The organism is Streptomyces avermitilis MA-4680 = NBRC 14893, assembly GCF_000009765.2.
Classification (GTDB): Bacteria; Actinomycetota; Actinomycetes; order Streptomycetales; family Streptomycetaceae; genus Streptomyces; species Streptomyces avermitilis.
In genome coordinates this window covers 3,211,749-3,234,507 of the sequence record NC_003155.5, presented here as the reverse complement: position 1 = coordinate 3,234,507, position 22,759 = coordinate 3,211,749, and the positions used below count along the sequence as shown (strand labels likewise).

The following is a 22,759-nucleotide window of genomic DNA, read 5'->3' as shown; positions in this document are numbered from 1 at the left end:
CCTACGCGCCCTACGCGTCGTACGAGTCCGGCGCGGGCGCCGCGGGTGAGGGGGTCGAGGACTCGTACAAGGGCGGCCTGCGCAAGGTGGCCCGCGTGGTCCTTCTCGACCCGCAGGAGCGCATCCTGCTGCTGCACGGGCACGAGCCGGACGATCCGGCGGACAACTGGTGGTTCACGCCCGGTGGCGGCCTGGAGGGCGACGAATCGCGCGAGGAGGCCGCCCTGCGGGAACTCGCCGAGGAGACCGGCATCACCGATGTCGAGCTGGGTCCGGTGCTGTGGCGGCGCAGGTGCTCGTTCCCGTTCGCCGGGCGCCGCTGGGACCAGGACGAGTGGTACTACCTGGCCCGTACGACCCAGACGGCCACGGCGGCCGCGGGCCTGACGGAACTGGAACGGCGCAGTGTCGCCGGAGCGCGTTGGTGGACGTGCCAGGAACTGACCGAGGCACATGAGACGGTGTATCCGACCAGGTCGCCGAGCTGCTGAGCAGGCTGCTCGACGACGGTCCCCCCGCCAGGCCCGAGACCCTCGACACCGAAATCGTCTAGGGGTTCGCGGGGCTGGCGCACAATAGGGGGACGCACGGCTGAAGGGGAACATGCCATGAGCGCCGAGGACCTCGAAAAGTACGAGACCGAGATGGAGCTGAAGCTCTACCGGGAGTACCGCGATGTCGTCGGTCTGTTCAAATACGTGATCGAGACCGAGCGGCGCTTCTACCTCACCAACGACTACGAGATGCAGGTGCACTCGGTCCAGGGCGAGGTGTTCTTCGAGGTGTCCATGGCGGACGCCTGGGTGTGGGACATGTACCGGCCTGCTCGCTTCGTGAAGCAGGTGCGCGTACTCACGTTCAAGGACGTGAACATTGAGGAGCTGAACAAGAGCGACCTGGAGCTGCCGGGCGGCTGAGTCTCACTCGTGTGGGTGGCGGGGTTGTCCACAACCACCGCGTTGTCCACCAAGATCCACAAAGGGCTCGGTACGGGCTCAGTGTTGGCGCCGGAGGTGGTGCCGACATGAGCACACGCAAGGCACAGCACGGCGCGCGGCAGGACACGGAGTACGGCGCGCGGCAGGGCACCGAGCAAGGCGCACGGCGGAGCGCGCAACGCGGCGCACTCGGCAGGTACGGCGAGTCGCTGGCCGCACGGCGGCTGACCGAGTCCGGGATGACGGTCCTGGAGCGCAACTGGCGCGGCGGCAGGACCGGCGAGATCGACATCGTGGCCCGCGACGGCGACGCGCTGGTCGTGTGCGAGGTCAAGACCCGCCGGGCAGGCCTCTTCGAACACCCGATGGCGGCGATCACACCGGCGAAGGCGGAGCGTCTGCGCGGTCTCGCCGAGCGCTGGGTCCAGGAACACGGAGGCGCTCCGCCCGGGGGCGTCCGTATCGACCTGGTCGGCATCCTCCTGCCGGACCGCGGCGCACCCGTCGTGGAGCATGTGCGGGGGGTGGCGTGATGGGATTCGCCCGTACGTGTTCGGTGGCACTGGTCGGCGTCGAGGGCGTGGTGGTCGAGGTCCAGGCGGGCCTGGAGCCCGGGGTCGCGGCGTTCACGCTGGTGGGGCTGCCGGACAAGAGCCTGACGGAGAGCAAGGACCGGGTCAGGTCGGCGGTGGTCAACTCCGGCGGCGAGTGGCCCCAGAAGAAGCTGACGGTGGGTCTGAGCCCGGCATCCGTGCCGAAGGGCGGCTCGGGGTTCGATCTTGCCGTCGCGTGCGCCGTGCTGGGTGCCGCCGAGCGCATCGACCCGCGTGTGCTGGCCGACATCGTCATGATCGGCGAGCTCGGGCTCGACGGGAGGGTGCGGCCGGTCAGGGGCGTCCTGCCGGCGGTCCTGGCCGCAGCGGACGCGGGGTACGAACAGGTGGTGGTGCCGGAGTGCGCCGCGGCCGAGGCCTCGCTGGTCCCCGGCGTGTCCGTGCTCGGTGTACGCAGCCTCCGGCAGCTGGTCGCCGTGCTCACGGATGAGCCGTTCCCCGAAGAGGACCCCGACGAGCAGGGGCGGCCGGATCCGCTGCTGGCGGGCCTGCGCATGCCCGGTACCGGCGCGGCCACCGGCATCCACAGCGTGGGCGCCGCGCCTCTCGACCTCGGCCATGACCTCGCCGACGTGGTCGGGCAGCTCTCGGCGCGTACGGCGGTGGAGGTGGCCGCCGCCGGCGGTCACCATCTGTTCCTCGAAGGGCCGCCGGGAGCCGGCAAGACGATGCTCGCCGAGCGGCTGCCCACGGTCCTGCCACGGCTCGGCCGGGACGAGTCGCTGGAGGTCACCGCGGTGCATTCGGTCGCGGGGCTGCTGCCTGGGGGCAAACCTCTGGTGGACGCCGCTCCCTACTGCGCCCCGCACCACTCGGCCACGATGCAGGCACTGGTCGGCGGTGGCCAGGGCGTCGCCCGGCCGGGCGCGGTGTCGCTGGCTCATCGAGGGGTGCTCTTCCTCGACGAGGCGCCGGAGTTCAGCGGCCAGGCTCTCGACGCGCTGCGGCAGCCCCTGGAGTCAGGGCATGTGGTGATCGCACGCAGTGCGGGCGTGGTGCGGTTCCCGGCCAGGTTCCTGATGGTGCTCGCGGCCAACCCGTGCCCCTGTGGGCGATTGTCGCAACGGGACACCCTGTGCGAATGCCCGCCCGCGACGATCCGCCGCTACCAGGCCAGGCTCTCGGGACCGTTGCTCGACCGGGTCGACCTGAGGGTCGAGGTGGAGCCGGTCACGCGGGCCGAGCTGACGGTGCGCGGGGCCCGGGGCGAGTCGACGCGGGCGGTGGCCGACCGGGTGCGAGCCGCCCGTGAGCGCTCCGCGACGCGGTTGACCGGGACACCCTGGCGCACCAACAGCGAAGTGCCCGGACGGGAGCTGCGCAGCCACTGGCAGGCCGTGCCGGGAGCCATGGAGGAGGCGGAGCGGGGACTGGAGCGGGGCGTGCTGAGCGCCCGCGGCCTGGACCGGGTGCTCCGCGTGGCGTGGACGGTCGCGGATCTGTCCGGGCACGACAGGCCCGACGCCGGGGATGTGGCCCTGGCCCTGCAGTTGCGCACCGGGGTGCCCCGGGGCGTGCCCATGATGATCGGCGCGTCGGCATGACGGACGACGAACGGCTCGCCCGTGTCGCCCTCACGCGGATCATCGAGCCCGGTGACGAGATCGGCGGCCGATGGCTGCGGGAGTACGGCGCCGTGGCGGTTGCCCGGCGGCTGGTGGAGGGAGGCGAGCCGTTTCCCCGGGTGTCGGCCAAGCGCTGGGCGGGGCTGAGAGGACGGGCCGCCCAGGCCAGGCCGGAGCGGGACCTGGCCGAGGCCCGGCAGGCCGGGGCCCGCTTTGTCTGCCCGGGCGATGCGGAGTGGCCGGCACAGCTCGACGACCTCGCGGACGCCCGCCCCACCGGGCTCTGGGTGCGTGGCCGGCCGAGCCTGCGGATGTGGGCCCTGCGGTCCGTCGCGGTCGTCGGCGCGCGAGCCTGTACCGAGTACGGCGCCCACATGGCGGCCGCCCTCGGCGCGGGACTCGCCGAGCGCGGATGGGTGGTGGTGTCGGGCGGCGCATACGGCGTGGACGGTGCCGCGCACCGGGGTGCGCTCGGGGCCGGCGGGGCCACCGTCGCCGTACTCGCCTGCGGAGTCGACCAGCCCTATCCACGCGGACACACCGAGTTGATCACCAGGATCGCGGAACAGGGTCTGGTCGTGGGGGAGTTGCCGCCCGGCGACCATCCGACGCCGAGCAGGTTCATCCTCCGCAACAGGGTCATCGCCGCGCTCACCCGGGGCACCGTGGTCGTCGAGGCGGCCTACCGCAGCGGCGCGCTGGTCACGGCACGCGCGGCCCAGCGGCTCGGGCGGTTCACCATGGGGGTGCCGGGGCCGGTGACCAGCGGGCTCTCCGCCGGGGTGCACGAGTTGCTGCGCGGCGACGCCGTCCTGGTCTCCGATGCCGCGGAGGTGGCCGAACTGGTGGGTGACATGGGCGAGCTGGCCCCCGACCGGCGAGGCCCCGTCCTGCCGCGCGACCTGCTGGAGCCGGGCGCCGCCCGCGTCCTGGCCGCGCTGCCGGGCCACGGGACCGCGACGCCGGACGAGATCGCTCGCGGAGCGGGCACGACGGGTGACGACGCGGTCGGGAGACTGTACGAACTCCGATCACTTGGTTTCGTCGAACGACACGGCGATCGCTGGAAGTTGACACGCCAGGCGCTGATCTCGGTCTCCCAAGATCGCGGCCGATGCTGACCGAGCGTGTACGGCCGTCCGGGCGACTCCCCGACACCCTTGGCAATTCCCTTAGTTGGCCACCGTCGGCGGTCACGCAGGGCAATGGGCGGGACCCCGGGCGGCGCTCGGCGGAGCGGGCTCGCGCGGGGGTGATCCCTCGCCCTTCGCGCACTGCGACACTTCAGTCACGCTACGCTCACATGAATTCCGAATCAGGCAGGCATCTCGACATCAGACCGACAGGTCACCCAGGCATCCCCAGTTCACGGCAGAACGGCACAAGGCGACGAATGCCCCAGCACACCTCCGGGTCCGACCGGGCGGCGATTCCCCCAGCCGCCCGCGACGGCGGCAGCGTGCGCCCGCCCGCTCCCTCGACGCTCGACGAGCTGTGGCGGTCGTACAAGGCGACGGGGGACGAACGGCTGCGGGAGCAGCTGATCCTGCACTACTCACCGCTGGTGAAGTACGTGGCCGGCCGGGTGAGCGTCGGTCTGCCGCCCAATGTGGAGCAGGCGGATTTCGTCTCCTCCGGGGTGTTCGGACTGATCGACGCGATCGAGAAGTTCGACATCGGGCGGGAGATCAAGTTCGAGACGTACGCGATCACCCGGATCCGGGGCGCGATGATCGATGAACTGCGGGCGCTCGACTGGATCCCTCGCTCGGTGCGGCAGAAGGCGCGGAACGTGGAGCGGGCGTACGCGACGCTGGAGGCGCGGCTGCGGCGGACCCCGACGGAGGGGGAGGTGGCCACCGAGATGGGCATCGCGGTGGACGAACTCCACTCCGTGTTCAGCCAGTTGTCGCTGGCGAACGTGGTGGCCCTGGAGGAGCTGCTGCATGTCGGGGGCGAGGGCGGCGACCGGCTGAGCCTGATGGACACGCTGGAGGACACCGCCGCCGACAACCCGGTGGAGGTGGCCGAGGACCGGGAGCTGCGGCGGTTCCTGGCAAGGGCGATCAACACGCTGCCCGACCGGGAGAAGACCGTGGTCACGCTCTACTACTACGAAGGGCTCACGCTCGCCGAGATCGGCAATGTGCTGGGGGTGACGGAGAGCCGGGTGAGCCAGATCCACACGAAGTCCGTGCTCCAGCTCAGGGCCAAACTGGCGAGCTTCGGTCGCTGACGGGGGTGTGCGGCCGGGTGAGGCCTGCGCGTCATCCGGGCGGGGGAGAGGTCCGGAGCTGCTGAATCGTCCCTGCCGCCGAGCAGAGCCGCATCGGGGCCGCATCGGAGTGTGTGGCCGGAGTGGCTCCCCTCCGCGGCGGTCCGTCCGTAAAGTGGACGCGTGCCAAGGATTCGAGCGGCCTCCGTGGCCGAGCACCGGTCGATGCAGCGAGCCGCCCTGCTGGACGCGGCTCGGTCCCTGCTGTCCGAGGGCGGGACGGAGGCGCTGACCTTCCCGGCCCTCGCGGAGCGCACGGGGCTCGCGCGCTCCTCCGTGTATGAGTACTTCCGGTCGCGGGCGGCCGTCGTCGAGGAACTGTGCGCGGTCGACTTCCCCGTCTGGGCGGCGGAGGTCTCGGCGGCGATGGACCGGGCGGACACCCCGGAGGCCAAGGTCGAGGCGTATGTCCGGCAGCAGCTGGCCCTGGTCGGAGACCGGCGGCACCGGGCCGTGGTCGCCATTTCCGCCGGCGAGCTCGACGCCGGGGCGCGCGAGAAGATCCGTGCGGCCCACGGCGGGCTCGTCGCGATGATCGTGCAGGCGCTGGGGGAGATGGGTCATGCGGAGCCGAGGCTGGCCGCGATGCTCCTCCAGGGCGTGGTCGACGCCGCGGTACGGCGGATCGAGCTGGGGGCCGCCGAGGATCCCGCGGCGATCACCGACGCCGCCGTGGCCATGGCCCTGCGAGGAGTTCGGGGCTGAGGCCGCGGACGAGCGCTGAGACCGCGAGCTGAGCCACGGACGAGGTGTCGTGGGACAGGGCCGCGGATGAGGTGTCGTGGGACAGGGCCGCGGATGAGGTGTCGCGGACTGGGGCTACGCACGAGGCAAGGGCACCCCGAGCACCGGCAGCAGGCGGGACGGGCCTCGGTGCAGCAGCCACGCGGGCAGAAGTGACAGCGGGTTCAGGTAGGTCCGGCCTCTGAGCAGGCCCCAGTGCAGACAGGCCGTCGAGCAGTGGGCGGTCGTCGGCTCCAGCGTGCCCAGGCTCCCGCCCGCCGCCACCTCGTCGCCCTTCTCCACGGACGGGCGTACGGGTTCGTACGTCGTGCGCAGGGGCGGCTCGCCCGTTCCCGTCAGCTCGACGGAGACGACTCCCCGCCCGGCGACCCGGCCCGCGAACGAGACCCGGCCGGCCGCGACGGACCGCACCGGAGTGCCGGGGGCCGCCGCCAGGTCCACGCCACGGTGACCCCGGCCGTACGCCGTAGCCGGAGGCTCCCAGCCGCGTACCACCAACGGGCGTACACCCACGGGCCACGCGCGGCCGATCGCCGGAACCGCGCCATCGGCCTCCGGTGGCGCGGGCGCGCCACCCCCTGGAGGAGCGCCCGTCCCCGGCGGCGCGCCCGCCGCCCGCGACACCTCCGGCCCCGGGGAGGCACCCGTTCGCCGCGCGGTCATGTCCCCGCTTGCCCACGCCGTGCTGCCCAGGACGGTCACCGTCAGGACCAGCAGCAACCCCGGCCACGTACGCACAGATCGTTTCGCTCGCATGCGAGAACGGTCCCGCATCCACGTCGACCATGGCCGGGATCTGTGGAGTACTCGCCGGTTGTGGACAGCGGCGTCACCCGGCACCTCGCGGGTCCCGTACACTTCTTGTGGCGATCCGGGTCACCGGGTCGACTTCGCACGCCCCGACAACGGCCTCCCGTCGAGAGACGAAAGCCGAAGTCAGCGCCTCTCGGTCCTTAGTGGCAAGGCGCACGCGGGCGTCAGGCGCGAGTGCCGTCCGGCACACGCGGCACAACCGAGAAACTCAAGGAGAACGGCCATGGCCGTCGTCACGATGCGGGAGCTGCTGGAAAGCGGCGTCCACTTCGGTCACCAGACCCGTCGCTGGAACCCGAAGATGAAGCGCTTCATCTTCACCGAGCGCAACGGCATCTACATCATCGACCTGCTCCAGTCGCTGTCGTACATCGACCGCGCCTACGAGTTCGTCAAGGAGACCGTCGCCCACGGCGGCACGGTCATGTTCGTCGGCACGAAGAAGCAGGCGCAGGAGGCCATCGCGGAGCAGGCCACCCGCGTCGGCATGCCCTACGTCAACCAGCGCTGGCTGGGCGGCATGCTCACCAACTTCTCGACCGTCTACAAGCGTCTGCAGCGCCTCAAGGAGCTCGAGCAGATCGACTTCGAGGACGTCGCCGCTTCCGGTCTGACCAAGAAGGAGCTTCTCGTGCTCTCGCGCGAGAAGGCCAAGCTGGAGAAGACCCTCGGTGGTATCCGCGAGATGCAGAAGGTGCCCAGCGCCGTCTGGATCGTGGACACCAAGAAGGAGCACATCGCGGTCGGCGAGGCCCGGAAGCTCAACATCCCGGTCGTCGCCATCCTCGACACCAACTGCGACCCCGACGAGGTCGACTACAAGATCCCGGGCAACGACGACGCGATCCGCTCCGTCACCCTGCTCACCCGCGTGATCGCCGACGCCGTCGCCGAGGGCCTCATCGCCCGCTCCGGCGCCGGCAAGGCCGAGGGTGACAAGGCCGCGGGCGAGCCGCTCGCCGCGTGGGAGCGCGACCTGCTCGAGGGCGAGAAGAAGGCCGACGAGGCTGAGGCTCCGGCCGCCGCCGAGGCCGAGAAGCCGGCCGAGGCCGCTGCTGAGGCGCCGGCCGCCGAGGCCCCCGCTGCCGAGGCTCCCGCCGCTGAGGCCCCCGCTGCCGAGGCCCCGGCCGCGGACGCCGAGCAGGCCTGACCCCCTCACCCCTTCGGGTTGTGAACGGCGGGGGCCCACAAAGCCCCCGCCGTTCGGCCCGTAGATCTTCAGACTTCGAGAGAGATTCCAGGAATCATGGCGAACTACACCGCCGCCGACGTCAAGAAGCTCCGTGAGCTCACCGGCGCCGGCATGATGGACTGCAAGAAGGCGCTGGACGAGGCCGAGGGCAACGTCGAGAAGGCCGTCGAGGCGCTGCGCATCAAGGGCCAGAAGGGCGTCGCCAAGCGCGAGGGCCGCTCCGCCGAGAACGGCGCTGTGGTCTCCGTCATCGCCGACGACAACGCCTCCGGTGTCCTGGTCGAGCTGAAGTGCGAGACGGACTTCGTCGCCAAGGGTGAGAAGTTCCAGGCCGCCGCCAACGCGATCGCCGAGCACGTCGCCAAGACCGCCCCGGCCGACCTCGAGGCGCTGCTCGCCTCCGAGATCGAGCCCGGCAAGACGGTCCAGGCGTTCGTCGACGAGGCCAACGCCAACCTGGGCGAGAAGATCGTCCTGGACCGCTTCGCGGCCTACGCCGACGGTTACGTGTCCGCGTACATGCACCGCACGATGCCCGACCTGCCGCCGCAGATCGGTGTCCTCGTCGAGCTGGACAAGCCGAACGCGGAGATCGCCAAGGGCGTCGCCCAGCACATCGCCGCCTTCGCGCCGAAGTACCTCTCCAAGGAGGACGTCCCGGCCGAGGTCGTCGAGTCCGAGCGCCGCGTCGCCGAGGAGACCACCCGCGCCGAGGGCAAGCCCGAGGCCGCCCTGCCGAAGATCGTCGAGGGTCGCCTCAACGGCTTCTTCAAGGACGCCACGCTGCTTGGCCAGCCGTACGCGCTCGACAACAAGAAGTCCGTCCAGAAGGTTCTGGACGAGGCGGGTGTCACCCTGAAGCGCTTCACGCGCATCAAGGTCGGCATCTGAGTCCGTACCGCGATCGACGCGCGACCCCGCTAGGGTCGACAGCAGTCGACTGCGTCATTCGCGTATGCCACCCCGCACACGCGCGTGGCGGACTACAGCAGATCTGACGAGGAGGCCATTGCCGCGTATGGGATGCGAACGACACCCCATCGGCAATGGCCTTCTTCGTATGTGCGACACGTAAAAGAGGCGAGATCTCCATGACCACCAAGGCCGACAAGAGCGACGACGGCAAAGTACGCGGCCGGTACCTGCTGAAGCTGTCCGGAGAGGCGTTCTCCGGAGGCGGCGGCCTCGGCGTCGACCCGGACGTGGTGCACGCCATCGCCCGTGAGATCGCGGCCGTGGTGCGCGACGGCTCCGAGATCGCCGTCGTCATCGGCGGCGGCAACTTCTTCCGCGGCGCCGAACTCCAGCAGCGCGGCATGGACCGGGCCCGCTCCGACTACATGGGCATGCTCGGCACGGTCATGAACTGCCTCGCTCTCCAGGACTTCCTGGAGAAGGAGGGCATCGACTCGCGCGTGCAGACCGCCATCACCATGGGCCAGGTCGCCGAGCCCTACATCCCGCTGCGCGCCGTGCGTCACCTGGAGAAGGGCCGTGTGGTCATCTTCGGCGCCGGTATGGGCATGCCCTACTTCTCCACCGACACCACCGCCGCCCAGCGTGCTCTGGAGATCGACGCCGAGGCGCTGCTCATGGGCAAGAACGGCGTGGACGGGGTCTACGACTCCGACCCGAAGACCAACCCCGAGGCTGTCAAGTTCGATTCGCTCAGCTACGGCGAGGTCATCACCCGCGACCTGAAGGTCGCCGACATGACCGCGATCACGCTGTGCCGGGACAACAAGCTGCCCATCCTGGTCTTCGAACTTCTGGCGGAGGGCAATATCGCGCGCGCCGTCAAGGGTGAGAAGATCGGCACACTCGTGGGTGACCAGGGCAGCCGGGACTGACCGGGGACCACCCCTCTTTGGGCCATGGACCCTGACCGGGGGATGGACAATGTCCTGCCGGTCCGGAACCGTGCAGGAAGAAGACGCGACGCAGCCGGCCGGGGACCGACAAGGACCGCTGCCGGGCCTACTCAAGACACGCAGGAGCAAGTGGTGATCGAAGAGACCCTCCTCGAGGCCGAGGAGAAGATGGAGAAGGCCGTCGTGGTCGCCAAGGAGGACTTCGCCGCGATCCGCACCGGCCGTGCGCACCCGGCGATGTTCAACAAGATCGTGGCCGACTACTACGGCGCGTTGACGCCGATCAACCAGCTGGCCTCGTTCTCGGTGCCGGAGCCGCGCATGGCCGTGGTGACCCCGTTCGACAAGAGCGCGCTGCGCAACATCGAGCAGGCCATCCGGGACTCCGACCTGGGCGTCAACCCGAGCAACGACGGCAACATCATCCGTGTGGTGTTCCCCGAGCTGACCGAGGAGCGCCGCAAGGACTACATCAAGGTCGCCAAGACCAAGGGTGAGGACGCCAAGGTCTCGATCCGCTCCGTCCGCCGCAAGGCCAAGGACGCCATCGACAAGCTGATCAAGGATGGCGAGGTCGGCGAGGACGAGGGCCGTCGTGCGGAGAAGGAGCTCGACGACACCACCGCGAAGTACGTCGCCCAGGTGGACGAGCTGCTCAAGCACAAGGAAGCGGAGCTGCTCGAGGTCTGATGAACGAATCTTCCTGGGGGGCGCCGCCACAAGCCGGGTACTGGGGGCCGTCCGACCAGGGGCCTGCCCAGGGGGCAGCCCCGGCGGGTCCCACGTACGATGCGCATGACGCGCAGCAGACTCGCCCCATGCCCATCGTGCCCGACGTACCCGCGCATGGCGGAGACCAGGATGACGACCGGGGGGCCGCTCGGCTGAGTGGCCCCTTGTTCCGCGACGACACGCCGCAGACGACGTCCTACGGGTCACAGACGCCGTACGTGACTCAGTCGCCCTATGGGTCCCAGACGCCCCATGGGGCCCAGCCCCAGAAGCCGGAGCCCATGCCCGACGCCCCACAGCCAGCGCCCGCCCCGCAGAAGAAGAGCGCGGGCCGTGACCTGGGTGCGGCCATAGGGGTCGGCGTCGGGCTCGGGGTGGTGATCGTCGCGTCGTTGTTCGTCGTCAAGGCCGTCTTCGTCGGGGTCATAGCGGTCGCCGTGGTGGTGGGCCTTTGGGAGCTCACCTCACGGCTCGAGGAGCGCAAGGGCATCAAGGCGCCCCTCGTACCGCTCGCGGTCGGCGGCGCGGCGATGGTCGTCGCCGGATACGTCCGGGGTGCCGAGGGCGCGTGGGTGGCGATGGCGCTCACCGCGCTCGCCGTCCTGGTCTGGCGCATGACGGAACCACCGGAGGGCTACCTCAGGGACGTCACGGCCGGGGTCTTCGCGGCGTTCTACGTCCCGTTCCTGGCGACGTTCGTCGCGATGATGCTCACGGCCGACGACGGTCCGCGCCGGGTGCTCACGTTCCTGCTGCTCACCGTGGTCAGCGACACGGGCGCGTACGCGATCGGCTGGCGTTTCGGCAAGCACAGGCTCGCCCCGCGCATCAGCCCCGGCAAGACCCGCGAGGGCCTGGTCGGAGCGGTCTCGTTCGCGATGGTGGCGGGCGCGCTGTGCATGGAGTTCCTGATCGACGACGGCAGCTGGTGGCAGGGCCTCGTGCTCGGCTTCGCGGTCGCCGCCAGTGCCACGCTCGGCGACCTCGGCGAGTCCATGATCAAGCGGGATCTGGGCATCAAGGACATGGGCACGCTGCTGCCGGGGCACGGCGGCATCATGGACCGGCTGGACTCGCTGCTGCCGACGGCTCCGGTGGTGTGGTTGTTGCTGGTGATCTTCGTAGGGTCTGGCTGACCTGCGCTTTTTCCGGAGAGGGGCCGGCTGTCCATGGGGCAGCCGGCCCCTTCCCGTATGCCCGGAGGTGCTTTCGTAAACTTCTTGACATGTTCGGGCCAGTAAGTTTTGATGATCAAGCGCCAAATTCGACCACATGACCACGGGTTCGGGCGCGGGGGAAGTCAGCGAATTACCGTTACGGGCCATCTCTGTGAGGTCTGTGGTTTCTGCTGTCCTGAAGAGCCCGTGGTGGACAATTCAAGGGGATTTCCGTCTTGCGCTTGAAAGCGATTCCGGCAGTCACTGCAATTGCCGCCGCGACGTTCCTCGGAGCTGCCGCCAGCCCGGCGCAGGCCGGCACCGGCCTGCTCATCGCGGTGCAGATCAACTCGTTCCAGGACTGGGGCAATTTCAACCAGGACCCGGTGGAAAGCACCAACACTCCCGGTGACGCCATCCGGGCCTGTGACTGGACGGCGGACGGGTGGGCCGTCACGTCCTACCTGGATGTCGGCAGGAACGGAACGTGGGACCGCACGGTTTCGACGAGCGGCGTTCCCTCGGATTTCTGTACCCACTGGGAAACCGGCAACCTCGCCGAGGGCACCAAGGTGACCATCAAGGCGTGTAACACGAAGGCCGGTTACGCCCCGAAGAACTGCAAGGAAGAGGACACCGTCGCTTAAGGATCGCTTTTCCTTGCGTGATGCGGTTCTTGTCACGCACTGGGCCGGGCGTCCCCGGCACCCGTGACGACCGTGACATCCCGTGGAGGCGGGCCCGGACACAATCCGGTGCCCGCCTTTTGCGTTTCTCCCAGGGGGGCCGTCTTTGGGCCGCCCGAGAAGGTCCCACGACGACCGGGGGCGACCGGAGGCCACCAGGGGCGACGAGGGGGTTGATGAGGGGTGACCAGCGCAACCGGCTCGGCCCCCAGGTCACCCGATTCGATCTGCGACACTGGTACAGCCATGCCTAAGCCCGGAGAACTCACTTTCGTCGCCCCGCGCGGAGCCAAGAAGCCGCCGCGGCACCTTGCCGATCTCTCGCCCGCCGAGCGTAAAGAGGCTGTTGCCGCGATCGGTGAGAAGCCGTTTCGCGCCAAGCAGCTCTCGCAGCACTACTTCGCGCGGTACGCGCACGACCCGGAGCAGTGGACCGACATCCCCGCCGGTTCCCGCGCCAAGCTCCAGGAGGCGCTGCTTCCCGACCTGATGACGGTCGTGCGGCATCTGTCGACCGACCAGGACACCACCCGCAAGACGCTGTGGCGGCTGTTCGACGGGACGCTCGTCGAGTCGGTGCTCATGCGCTACCCGGACCGGGTGACGATGTGCATCAGCTCCCAGGCCGGGTGCGGTATGAACTGCCCGTTCTGCGCCACCGGACAGGCGGGCCTGGACCGGAACCTGTCGACCGGCGAGATCGTGCACCAGATCGTGGACGGCATGCGGGCGCTCAGGGACGGCGAGATTCCCGGCGGCCCCGCCCGTCTCTCCAACATCGTCTTCATGGGCATGGGCGAGCCGCTCGCCAACTACAAGCGGGTCGTCGGTGCGATCCGGGCGCTCACCGACCCGGAGCCGGACGGGCTCGGGCTGTCGCAGCGCGGCATCACCGTGTCGACCGTCGGGCTCGTCCCGGCCATCCACCGGTTCGCCGACGAGGGCTTCAAGTGCCGGCTGGCCATCTCCCTGCACGCCCCGGACGACGAGCTGCGCGACACTCTCGTGCCCGTCAACACGCGGTGGAAGGTGCGGGAGGTGCTGGACGCCGGCTGGGAGTACGCGGCCAGGTCCGGACGCCGGCTCTCCATCGAGTACGCGCTGATCCGGGACATCAACGACCAGGCCTGGCGCGGTGACCGCCTCGGCCGGATGCTCAAGGGCAGGCCGGTGCACGTCAACCTGATCCCGCTGAACCCGACGCCCGGCTCGAAGTGGACCGCCTCGCGGCCCGAGGACGAGAAGGCGTTCGTCGAGGCGATCGCCGCCCACGGGGTGCCGGTCACCGTCCGGGACACCCGTGGCCAGGAGATCGACGGAGCCTGCGGCCAGCTCGCGGCCACCGAGCGGTAACCTGTCCCGCGTAGGTACATCTTCATATTCCGACAGGGGAGCGCCACAGCGCTGAGAGTGCGGGAGAGTCCGCAGACCCTCTGAACCTCGCCCAGGTCATTCTGGGTAGGAAGTTCGGTCATCACTCAAGCTGTTGCGCCCTGCCCGGGAACTCGTCGGAGGCTCCCGGGCAGGGCCGCGTCTTCTCCTGGTCACTCCAGGAGGAATTCGGTGAGCACCACCAAGAAGTTCACGGCCGCGGCCCTGGCCGCCGGGCTCGGGCTCGTCACGCTGTCCGCGTGCGGCTCGTCCGGCTCGGGCGGCGGCGACGCCGACTCCAAGACGGTGACCCTGGTCAGCCATGACTCGTGGGCCGCCTCGAAGAGCGTGCTCGAGGACTTCGAGAAGCAGTCCGGCTACACGGTGAAGGTCCTCAAGGATGGCGACGCCGGGCAGGCGGTCAACAAGGCGATCCTCACCAAGGACAACCCGCAGGGCGACGTCTTCTTCGGCGTCGACAACACCCTGCTGTCGCGGGCGCTCGACAACGGGCTGTTCCAGCCGTACGAGGCCAAGGGCTCCGGCCTGATCCGCCCCGAGTACCAGGTGGACCGGGCCAAGCACCGGGTGACACCGATCGACTCCGGTGACATCTGCGTCAACTACGACAAGAAGTACTTCGCCGACCACAAGCTGGACCCGCCGGCCTCCTTCGGCGACCTGGTCGAGCCGCGGTACAAGAACCTGCTCGTCACGGAGAACGCCGCCACGTCCTCGCCCGGCCTCGGCTTCCTGCTGGGGACGGCGGCCGAGTACGGCGACAAAGGCTGGCCCGACTACTGGAAGAAGCTCAAGGCCAACGGCGTGAAGGTGGTCGACGGCTGGGAGCAGGCCTACAACCAGGAGTTCTCGGGCTCAGCAGGCGGCAAGAAGGCCAAGGGCGACCGGCCGCTGGTCGTCTCCTACGCCTCGTCCCCGCCGGCCGAGGTGATCTACGCCAGCCCCAAGCCGAAGACCGCGCCCACCGGGGTCGCGAGCGGGACCTGCTTCCGGCAGGTCGAGTACGCGGGGCTGCTGAGCAACGCGAAGAACACCAAGGGCGGCAAGGCGCTCCTCGACTTCCTCGTCACCAAGGAATTCCAGGAGGACATGCCGCTGAACATGTTCGTGTACCCGGTGGTCAAGGGTGCTCAGGTCCCCGCCGAATTCAGCGAGTTCGGTCCGGCGGCCAAGAGCCCCGAGACCCTGGCCCCGGCCGAGATCGCCGACAACCGTGACCAGTGGGTCAAGTCGTGGACCTCGCTCGTACTGAAGTAGAGCCCCCGGCGCGCAAGGGGCTCTCCCGTGGGAGCGCGGCGCGGCTCGGGCTCATGGCCCTGCCCGTCGCGTTCTTCGGGGTGTTCTTCGCCTACCCCGTCGCGGCGATCGTGGCGCGTGGTCTGAAGGCCGACGGGGCCTGGCAGTGGGGGCGGATCGGTGACGTACTGGCGCAGTCCGGCATACAGCACGTCCTGTGGTTCACCACCTGGCAGGCGTTCGCCTCGACAGCGCTCACGCTGCTGATCGCGCTCCCCGGCGCATATGTCTTCGCACGCTTCGATTTCCGGGGCAAGCAGGTGCTGCGGGCCGTCGTCACCGTCCCGTTCGTGCTGCCGACGGTCGTCGTCGGTACGGCCTTCCTGGCCCTCGTGGGCCGCGGGGGACTCCTCGACGAGCTGTGGGGCGTACGGCTCGACACCACCGTCTGGGCGATCCTGCTCGCGCACGTCTTCTTCAACTACGCGGTCGTCGTCCGCACCGTCGGCGGTCTCTGGGCGCAGCTCGACCCGCGTCAGGAGGAAGCCGCGCGGATGCTCGGCGCCTCCCGGTTCGCGGCCTGGCGCAAGGTGACGCTGCCGGCGCTGGCCCCGGCGGTGGCGGCGGCCGCGCTGATGGTCTTCCTCTTCACCTTCACCTCGTTCGGTGTGGTGCAGATCCTCGGCGGTCCCACCTTCTCCACCCTCGAAGTCGAGATCTACCGGCAGACCTCCGAGATCTTCGACCTCGCCACGGCCGCCGTGCTGACGATCATCCAGTTCATGGCGGTCGGCGCGATCCTCGCCGTACACGCCGGGACCGTGCGCCGGCGGGAGGCCGCGCTGCGGCTGGTGGACGCATCCATGACGGCGCGCAGGCCGCGCGGGGCGGGACAGTGGGCGCTGCTCGGCGCCGTCCTCGCCACCGTCGCCGTACTCCTGGTGCTGCCGCTCGCCGTTCTCGTCCAGCGCTCGTTCGACGCGCCCGGCGGCCACGGATTCGCGTACTACCGGGCGCTGACGCACGACGACGGCGGGACCTTCCTCGTCGCACCGATCACCGCCATCGGCACCTCTCTGCAGTACGCGCTCGCCGCCACCGCCGTCGCCGTGCTGATCGGCGGGCTGGCCGCCGCGGCCCTGACCCGGCGCGACGCCGGCCGTCTCGTGCGTGGTTTCGACGCGCTGTTGATGCTGCCGCTCGGCGTGTCCGCCGTGACCGTCGGCTTCGGGTTCCTGATCGCCCTCGACAAGCCGCCGCTGAACCTCCGCGGCTCGTGGATTCTCGTGCCGCTCGCGCAGGCGCTGGTCGGTGTCCCCTTCGTCGTCCGCACCATGCTGCCCGTCCTGCGCGCCGTGGACGAACGGCTGCGCGAGGCGGCGTCCGTGCTCGGGGCCTCGCCGTGGCGGGTGTGGCGCGAGGTCGATCTGCCGATGGTGCGGCGGGCGCTGCTGGTCGCGGCCGGGTTCGCCTTCGCCGTGTCGCTGGGCGAGTTCGGTGCGACGGTCTTCATCGCGCGGCCCGACAACCCGACGCTGCCGGTTGCCGTGGCCCGGCTCCTCGGACGCGCGGGTGACCTCAACTACGGGCAGGCGATGGCCCTTTCGACGATCTTGATGGTGGTGTGCGCGGTGGCACTGCTGTTGCTGGAGCGCGTCCGTACCGATCGGACCGGGGAGTTCTAGATGCTGCTGAGCCTGAAGGCCGCGACCGTACGCTTCGGCGGGCGGGCCGTGCTCGACGCCGTCGACCTCGATGTCGCCGAGCACGAGACCGTGTGTGTGCTCGGGCCGAGCGGCAGCGGCAAGTCGACGCTGTTGCGGGCGGTCGCCGGGCTCCAGCCGCTCGACGAGGGACAGGTGGTCCTGGGGGGCCGGGCGATGGACTCGGTGCCTCCGCACAAGCGGGGGGTGGGTCTGATGTTCCAGGACCATCAACTGTTCCCGCAGCGGGACGTGGGCGGGAACGTCGCTTTCGGGCTCCGTATGCACGGGGCTTCGCGGTCCGAACAGGAGGGCCGGGTGCGGGAGTTGCTCGACCTCGTCGGGCTGCCGGGCGCCGCGCGGCGGGCCGTCGCCTCCCTCTCCGGCGGCGAGCAGCAGCGGGTCGCGCTGGCCCGCGCGCTGGCGCCCCGTCCCCGGCTGTTGATGCTCGACGAGCCGCTCGGCCAGCTCGACCGGTCGCTGCGTGAACGCCTGGTCGTCGAACTCCGGGAACTGTTCACCGAACTGGGTACGACCGTGCTCGCCGTCACCCATGACCAGGGCGAGGCGTTCGCGCTCGCGGACCGGGTCGTCGTGATGCGCGCCGGGCGGATCGCCCAGTCCGGTACGCCCCTTGAGGTGTGGCGGCAGCCGGCCGACGAGTTCGTGGCCCGCTTCCTCGGCTTCGACAACGTGGTCGGTGCGACCGTCGCCGGGGAGGCCGCCGACACGCCGTGGGGCAAGGTCCCGGTGCCGGAGGGGTCCCCGCAGGGGCCGGGCACGCTGCTCGTCAGGCCCGCCGGCGTGCGGCTGGCGGATGCCACCGAGGGGCTTCGCTGCACCGTGGCCGCCCGCACGTTCCGGGGCACCCATGTCGCCGTGCACCTCCAGCCGGAGGACGACGCACCGCGACTGGAAGCGGCGTGCGCGCTGCGGGACGCGCCGGAGCCCGGGGAGACGGTCGGGGTGGCGTTCGACGTGGCCGACATCGTCGTACTCGGAGGCGCTTCCGGCGCATAGCGTGCGGATCGCGCGCCGGACGCGCCCGGGCCGGTTGCTCTCGACGAGCGGGACAGACATGTGGCCCGCCCCTGCTGAAGGGGCGGGCCACAGGTGCGTACGAGAGGTGGTGCGGAGGTGTCAGCCGGCCTTCGACGCGCCGCGGCGGCGCATGCCGAAGAACACCGCTCCGCCGCCGATGACGACCAGGCCGCCGGCGATACCGGCGATCATGCCGGTGTTGGAGTTCGCACCGGTCTCGGCGAGGTTCGACTCACCGACCGCGGGCGAGGGGGCGTTGTCCGAGGCGGCCGGCGGCGTGCTGCTGTCCGACGTCGACGGGGTCGCGGACGGCGTCGCCGAGGACGACGGCTTCTTCGACGGCTTCGGGGTCTTGGTGGCCGGCGGGGTCGTCTCCGTCTTGCACGCCGTGGCCGGGGTGGTCAGGTTCGGCTTGATGTCCTCGTCGACCTGGTTCCCGGCCTTGACGTGGATGCGGTATTCGGCGTTCGGCTTCCAGGCCTCGTCGAAGGTGATGGTGACACCTTCGCGCGAGCCCTTGACCTCCTGCTCGCCGATCTTCTTCACGTCGGCGCCGTTGTTCTCGAGGAACACGGAGACGACCGCGGGTACGCCGGAGGGGTCCACGTCTTTGACGGTGATGACACTCTTGGTGCCGTCGCACTTGGCTTCGGCGGAGAACTCACTGATGTTGCAGGCCATTGCGTTGCCCGCGACGCCGAGCGCGAGCGCGGCCGTGGCGGAGGCAACTCCGAGGATTCGCACAGAACGTGCGGTACGGCGAGATATGGACACGATTGCCCTTCACAGGAAGTACAACTGCGGGGGGTTGGGAGGTCCTGCGTGCGGTAACAGCACCCCCAGGAGTCTCACAGGTTTATAAGCGACGGGTAAGCACTGTCAATGCGCATGTCCGGCATGCCCGTCGGCTTTGCCCGCTCATTAACCACCGAGGCGTTTGAGAGCCCCCGGGGCGTCCTCGATGCGGTCCACCAAGGCGATGCGGGACTCCATCGAGCGTTCCCGCGCCAGGGATTGGAGCAGCGGCCAGGCCGGCAGCCGCTCGGTCCAGTGGGTGCGGTCGACGAGGACCATGGGCGTGGGTTCGCCCCGGGACTCGTAGTAGTTGGGGGTCGCGTTGTCGAAGATCTCCTGCACCGTGCCCGCGGCGCCCGGCAGGAACACAACGCCCGCGTTCGAGCGGGCCAGCAGCCCGTCCTCCCGGGTCGCGTTGGCGAAGTACTTGGCGACGTGCGCGGCGAACGCGTTCGGCGGCTCGTGGCCGTAGAACCAGGTGGGGATGCCGACCGAGGGGCCGCCGGCCGGCCAGCGCTCGCGCACGTCGAAGGCGGCGCGCGCCCACTCGGTCACGGACGGTGTGAACGACGTTGCTTTGGCGAGGAGTTGGAGCGCCTCGGTGAGCATCTCGGGCCCGAAGGGGGCCGCGTAGGCGCCGAGGTTCGCCGCCTCCATCGCGCCCGGGCCGCCGCCGGTGGCGACCGTGAAACCGGCGCGCGCCAGTTCACGGCCGAGCCGGGCCGCGCCCTCGTACTCCCGCGTGCCGCGTGCCATGGCGTGCCCGCCCATCACGCCCACCACCCGCGCGCCGACGAGGAGTTCGTCGAGGGCGTCCGAGACGGCGTCGTCGTGGATCGCGCGCACCATCGACGCGAAGATGTCGCCGTCGGCCTTCGTCCGCTGGAACCAGGCGTACGCGCGGGCGTCGGGCGTCGCCTCGTAGTCGGTGTCGAGCGAGTCGAAGAGCTCGTCCGGGGTGTAGAGCCGACCGCGGTACGGGTCGAAGGGCAGGCCCGGGACCGGCGGGAAGACCAGCGCGCCCGTGGCCCGTACGCGCGCCGCCGCCTCGGGGTCCATCGGGCAGCCCAGGAAGACGGCGCCCGCGCAGTCCATGGTGAGCAGCGCCCGCGTACGGGCCGTCAGATCGACGGCCTGTACGCGGTACCGGGCGAGGGAGCCGCGCTCCGAGACCACCTCGTCGAACTCCTCGAGGGACTCGATCTCACGGTCGTGGGAAGCGGTGGGTGAAGGTATCGGCTGCACCCGCCCATGCTAGGCACTCCCGGATTTCAGCCCTGGACCGCCGCCGGATCCATCCACACGATCTCCCAGGTGTGGCCGTCCGGGTCGTCGAAGGAGCGGCCGTACATGAAGCCGTGATCCTGGGTCTCCCCGCTGCTCGTGCCGCCCGCGGCGAGGGCCTTGTCGACCAGTTCGTCGACCTTCTCGCGGCTCTCGGCGCTCAGACAGAGCAGCACCTCGCTGGTCGTGGTCGGGTCGGCGATCCGCTTCTTGGTGAAGTCGGCGTAGCGCTGCTTGCTCAGCAGCATCGCGATGATCGTGTCGCTGATCACGACGCATGCGCAGTCGTCCGTCGTGAACTGCGGGTTGATCGTGTAGCCGAGCTCCGTGAAGAACTTCTTCGAGGCGTCGACGTCGTCGACGGCGAGGTTCACGAAGATCATCTGCTGGTACATGAGGGGTCTCTCCCGGTGGTGTGGTGTGCCGTACGGAGAGGTGGACCGTGCGTCGCCGCGAAACTCATCGCTCGCCGGCCATATTTCCGCTCAGCCCGTCAGCGGCATGGCCGCCAGCTCGGCGACCGCCCAGGTCAGCGGGACGAACACGGCGACCAGGGCGCCGGCGCGCAGCAGCGCCGCGCTGCGCAGCATGGTGGCCGGCGCACCGAGCCGCAGCAGCGCCGCGGTGGTCTCCGCGCGCGCGTGCTTGGCCTCCACCGCGGCCGTCACCAGCGTCGCGACGGTGCAGCCGGTCACCAGCAGCGCGCCCAGCGTGCTGAGCGGCCCGAAGGACGGCCGAGCCCCGGCGTACAGCGTCGCCGTCGCGTACGCCCCCGACGCCACCGCGCACACCACGCCGAGCGGTTGCCCGATCCGCCGTGCCTCCTCCTGGAGCACGCGCCCGGCGAGCAGGCGCAGCGCGCCGGGACGTAGGGCCTGGAGCAGCCACCCGCACAGATACGTGATCGCGGGCCCGGCCAGCACGAGGCCCATTGCGGTGAGCGTCCAGCCCGCCAGCACCCCGGCGGGTCCGTCCGCGAACCTGCCCGGCAGGGCGAGGCCGGGCGCGGGCCCCGACTGGCTCGCGTACATCTCGACGGCGAGACCGGCGGCGAGCACGGCCACGCTCCAGGGGAGACCGCCGGGGGCCGGCTGGGGCACGGCGGGGCGCTGCGGGTCCAGTGGCTCGGCCGGGACGTCGTGCGGTGTGGCGGAGGAGGGTGCGGCGGAGGGGGTGGGGCTGTCGGCGGCTGTCCCGGGTGCGGTGGACGTGCTGTCCGTGTCGGCGGCAGGGGGAGTGTCGGCCGTCGGGGTCGTGCCTGCGGTGGTGGGCGTGCCGGCCGTCGCGGACGCGCCGGCGGTAAGGGGCGTGCCGATCGTCGGGGACGTGCCGGCCGTGGTGGACGTGCCGGACATACGGGCCTGCTTCTCGCCCCGCGGCCGCAGCACCAGCGCGCTCGTGACCGACGCCGCCAGTGGCACCAGGGCCAGCAGGGTGAGCGCCCCCGGCAGGGGCAGGGGCTGGTCCGCGGCGAGGAACTCGGCCGCCGCCCCGTCGAACGGCATCCCGGTCAGATCGCCGCGCAGATGCAGGAAGAACAGCAGGGCGAGCATCGAGCCGAGGGTGGTGGACAGGGCGGTGGTCACGGCCGAGACGGCCATCAGACGTACGGGGCCGAGGCCGATCGCCGAGAGGCCCGGGCGCGGGCGGGTGCCCGGGTCCGTACGGGCCACGGCGACCGCGAAGTACACCGTGGCCGCCATCGGCGCCACGCACCACGCCAGCCGCAGCACCGAGCGAGCCGAGGCGTCCGGGTGCGCCATCGCGTAGCCCAGCGTGCCCAGCAGCAGGAAGCCGGTGCCCGCGGCCGCCGCCGTGACCAGCAGTCTGCGGAGCTGGACCAGGGGGTGGGCCCCGCGGGCTAGACGGAGAGCGAGCACGCGGCCCGGCCTTCCGTCTCGGCGACCGGGGGCAGATGGACGGTGTGCACGCGCCGTCCGTCGCGCAGTGCCACCGTCCGGTCGGCGAGCGCCGCGGTGTCCGCGTCGTCCGTGGCCAGGACGACCGTGATGCCGTGCGAGCGGGCCGCCGTGGTGAGCGTCCGCAGCACATGGGCGCGGTCGGCGCTGTGCAGCGGGGCGGTGGGCTCGTCCGCGAAGAGCACGGTGGGGGCGGGGGCCAGTGCGCGGGCGATGGCGACCCGCTGCCGCTCGGCCTGGACCAGCGCGTAGGGGCGCTTGCGGGCGCAGTCGCCGATGTCGAGGCGCTCCAGCCACTCCAGGGCGGTGGCTTTCGCCCGGCGGCGGCCGGTGCCGCGCAGCATGAGCGGCAGGGCGGCGTTCTCCCATACGTTCAGCTCGGGGACCAGCAGGGGGGCCGGGTCGATCCAGCCGAAGCGGTCGCGGCGCAGCCGTTCGCGGGTGAGCGGGCCCATGGTGTGGACCGGCGTGCTGTTGAACCAGACCTCGCCCCGCTGGGTCGGGAGCAGTCCGGCCAGGCACTGCAGGAGCGTCGTCTTGCCGCTGCCGCGCGGGCCGGTGACGGCGAGGATCTCGCCCACGCGCACACCGAGCGAGACACCGTTGAGCGCGGGGGAGCCGTTGTGTGTGAAGTGCAGGGTGCGTGCCCAGAGCACGTCGTTGTCCGGCGGGGCCACCATGGGCGTACACCTCGGTTCAGATCGGAAGAGCCGTGCGAAGTCCCCCGTCCGGGGGAACGAAGGCAGGGCCGATCGGTCACTTGGCACGCTAGGGAGTCGGGGCCGTCGGGCCGGACAGCACG

Annotated in this window: 22 protein-coding genes and 1 pseudogene; 17 read left to right on the top strand and 6 right to left on the bottom strand. The window is 70.6% G+C overall.

Annotation, left to right across the window (positions count from 1 at the left end):
- The first annotated feature begins 77 nt into the window (after positions 1–77).
- The 7 genes and pseudogenes from SAVERM_RS13720 (at position 78) to SAVERM_RS13690 (ending at position 6,097) form a co-directional block, all read left to right on the top strand.
- A pseudogene (locus SAVERM_RS13720) lies at positions 78–553 on the top strand (NUDIX hydrolase).
- A gap of 55 nt (positions 554–608) precedes the next feature.
- Complete coding sequence (locus tag SAVERM_RS13715; protein ID WP_003965949.1) at positions 609–917, top strand: DUF2469 domain-containing protein; 309 nt, start codon at positions 609–611, stop codon at positions 915–917.
- A gap of 107 nt (positions 918–1,024) precedes the next feature.
- Positions 1,025–1,471, top strand: coding sequence for a YraN family protein (locus SAVERM_RS13710; protein ID WP_048894316.1), 447 nt, complete (start codon positions 1,025–1,027; stop codon positions 1,469–1,471).
- A complete protein-coding gene (locus tag SAVERM_RS13705; RefSeq protein ID WP_010984068.1) occupies positions 1,471–3,096 on the top strand; it encodes a YifB family Mg chelatase-like AAA ATPase in 1,626 nt (541 codons plus the stop codon). The genes SAVERM_RS13710 and SAVERM_RS13705 overlap by 1 nt, the downstream gene beginning before the upstream one ends.
- On the top strand, positions 3,093–4,238 hold the full coding sequence (gene dprA / locus SAVERM_RS13700) for a DNA-processing protein DprA (RefSeq protein WP_010984067.1): 1,146 nt from the start codon (positions 3,093–3,095) through the stop codon (positions 4,236–4,238). The genes SAVERM_RS13705 and dprA overlap by 4 nt, the downstream gene beginning before the upstream one ends.
- Positions 4,239–4,510: 272 nt before the next feature.
- Positions 4,511–5,353 carry an RNA polymerase sigma factor WhiG gene (gene whiG / locus SAVERM_RS13695; RefSeq protein ID WP_010984066.1) on the top strand — a complete coding sequence of 281 codons (843 nt, stop codon included), beginning with the start codon at positions 4,511–4,513 and terminating at the stop codon, positions 5,351–5,353.
- Positions 5,354–5,539: 186 nt separating this feature from the next.
- Positions 5,540–6,097, top strand: a complete 558-nt coding sequence (locus tag SAVERM_RS13690) for a TetR/AcrR family transcriptional regulator (RefSeq protein WP_037649722.1) — start codon at positions 5,540–5,542, stop codon at positions 6,095–6,097.
- A 114-nt stretch (positions 6,098–6,211) separates the two neighbouring features.
- Here SAVERM_RS13690 and SAVERM_RS13685 read toward each other — a convergent pair whose 3' ends face one another.
- The gene (locus SAVERM_RS13685; protein WP_237528783.1) at positions 6,212–6,892 is read right to left on the bottom strand and encodes a murein hydrolase activator EnvC family protein; all 681 of its coding nucleotides are present in this window, start codon (positions 6,890–6,892) and stop codon (positions 6,212–6,214) included.
- A gap of 280 nt (positions 6,893–7,172) precedes the next feature.
- Here SAVERM_RS13685 and rpsB point away from each other — a divergent pair, with 280 nt between their 5' ends.
- The 10 genes from rpsB (at position 7,173) to SAVERM_RS13635 (ending at position 17,938) form a co-directional block, all read left to right on the top strand.
- Positions 7,173–8,099, top strand: a complete 927-nt coding sequence (rpsB, locus tag SAVERM_RS13680; RefSeq protein ID WP_010984063.1) for a 30S ribosomal protein S2 — start codon at positions 7,173–7,175, stop codon at positions 8,097–8,099.
- Positions 8,100–8,195: 96 nt separating this feature from the next.
- Complete coding sequence (tsf, locus tag SAVERM_RS13675) at positions 8,196–9,032, top strand: translation elongation factor Ts (protein WP_010984062.1); 837 nt, start codon at positions 8,196–8,198, stop codon at positions 9,030–9,032.
- A gap of 200 nt (positions 9,033–9,232) precedes the next feature.
- On the top strand, positions 9,233–9,991 hold the full coding sequence (gene pyrH, locus SAVERM_RS13670) for a UMP kinase (protein WP_010984061.1): 759 nt from the start codon (positions 9,233–9,235) through the stop codon (positions 9,989–9,991).
- 153 nt (positions 9,992–10,144) lie between these two features.
- Positions 10,145–10,702: a ribosome recycling factor gene (gene frr / locus SAVERM_RS13665; protein WP_010984060.1), complete on the top strand. Its 558-nt coding sequence runs from the start codon at positions 10,145–10,147 to the stop codon at positions 10,700–10,702.
- On the top strand, positions 10,702–11,880 hold the full coding sequence (locus SAVERM_RS13660) for a phosphatidate cytidylyltransferase (protein WP_010984059.1): 1,179 nt from the start codon (positions 10,702–10,704) through the stop codon (positions 11,878–11,880). Before frr ends, SAVERM_RS13660 begins: the two co-directional genes overlap by 1 nt.
- 263 nt (positions 11,881–12,143) lie before the next feature.
- Positions 12,144–12,548: a hypothetical protein gene (locus tag SAVERM_RS13655; RefSeq protein WP_242432150.1), complete on the top strand. Its 405-nt coding sequence runs from the start codon at positions 12,144–12,146 to the stop codon at positions 12,546–12,548.
- A gap of 285 nt (positions 12,549–12,833) precedes the next feature.
- Positions 12,834–13,940: a dual-specificity RNA methyltransferase RlmN gene (gene rlmN, locus SAVERM_RS13650; RefSeq protein WP_010984057.1), complete on the top strand. Its 1,107-nt coding sequence runs from the start codon at positions 12,834–12,836 to the stop codon at positions 13,938–13,940.
- A 210-nt stretch (positions 13,941–14,150) separates the two neighbouring features.
- On the top strand, positions 14,151–15,236 hold the full coding sequence (locus SAVERM_RS13645; protein ID WP_010984056.1) for a thiamine ABC transporter substrate-binding protein: 1,086 nt from the start codon (positions 14,151–14,153) through the stop codon (positions 15,234–15,236).
- Positions 15,212–16,900 carry an ABC transporter permease gene (locus SAVERM_RS13640; RefSeq protein ID WP_078234458.1) on the top strand — a complete coding sequence of 563 codons (1,689 nt, stop codon included), beginning with the start codon at positions 15,212–15,214 and terminating at the stop codon, positions 16,898–16,900. Before SAVERM_RS13645 ends, SAVERM_RS13640 begins: the two co-directional genes overlap by 25 nt.
- Positions 16,901–17,938, top strand: a complete 1,038-nt coding sequence (locus SAVERM_RS13635; protein ID WP_010984054.1) for an ABC transporter ATP-binding protein — start codon at positions 16,901–16,903, stop codon at positions 17,936–17,938.
- 120 nt (positions 17,939–18,058) lie between these two features.
- Here the strand turns inward: SAVERM_RS13635 and SAVERM_RS13630 are convergent, their stop codons facing one another.
- From SAVERM_RS13630 to SAVERM_RS13610, 5 genes are all read right to left on the bottom strand, one after another.
- The gene (locus tag SAVERM_RS13630; protein WP_010984053.1) at positions 18,059–18,733 is read right to left on the bottom strand and encodes an LAETG motif-containing sortase-dependent surface protein; all 675 of its coding nucleotides are present in this window, start codon (positions 18,731–18,733) and stop codon (positions 18,059–18,061) included.
- A gap of 147 nt (positions 18,734–18,880) precedes the next feature.
- Complete coding sequence (locus SAVERM_RS13625) at positions 18,881–19,999, bottom strand: LOG family protein (protein ID WP_010984052.1); 1,119 nt, start codon at positions 19,997–19,999, stop codon at positions 18,881–18,883.
- 26 nt (positions 20,000–20,025) lie between these two features.
- Positions 20,026–20,433, bottom strand: coding sequence for a VOC family protein (locus tag SAVERM_RS13620; protein ID WP_010984051.1), 408 nt, complete (start codon positions 20,431–20,433; stop codon positions 20,026–20,028).
- A 90-nt stretch (positions 20,434–20,523) separates the two neighbouring features.
- A complete protein-coding gene (locus SAVERM_RS13615) occupies positions 20,524–21,918 on the bottom strand; it encodes a hypothetical protein (RefSeq protein WP_010984050.1) in 1,395 nt (464 codons plus the stop codon).
- Complete coding sequence (locus SAVERM_RS13610) at positions 21,900–22,637, bottom strand: ABC transporter ATP-binding protein (protein ID WP_010984049.1); 738 nt, start codon at positions 22,635–22,637, stop codon at positions 21,900–21,902. Before SAVERM_RS13610 ends, SAVERM_RS13615 begins: the two co-directional genes overlap by 19 nt.
- Positions 22,638–22,759 lie beyond the last annotated feature (122 nt).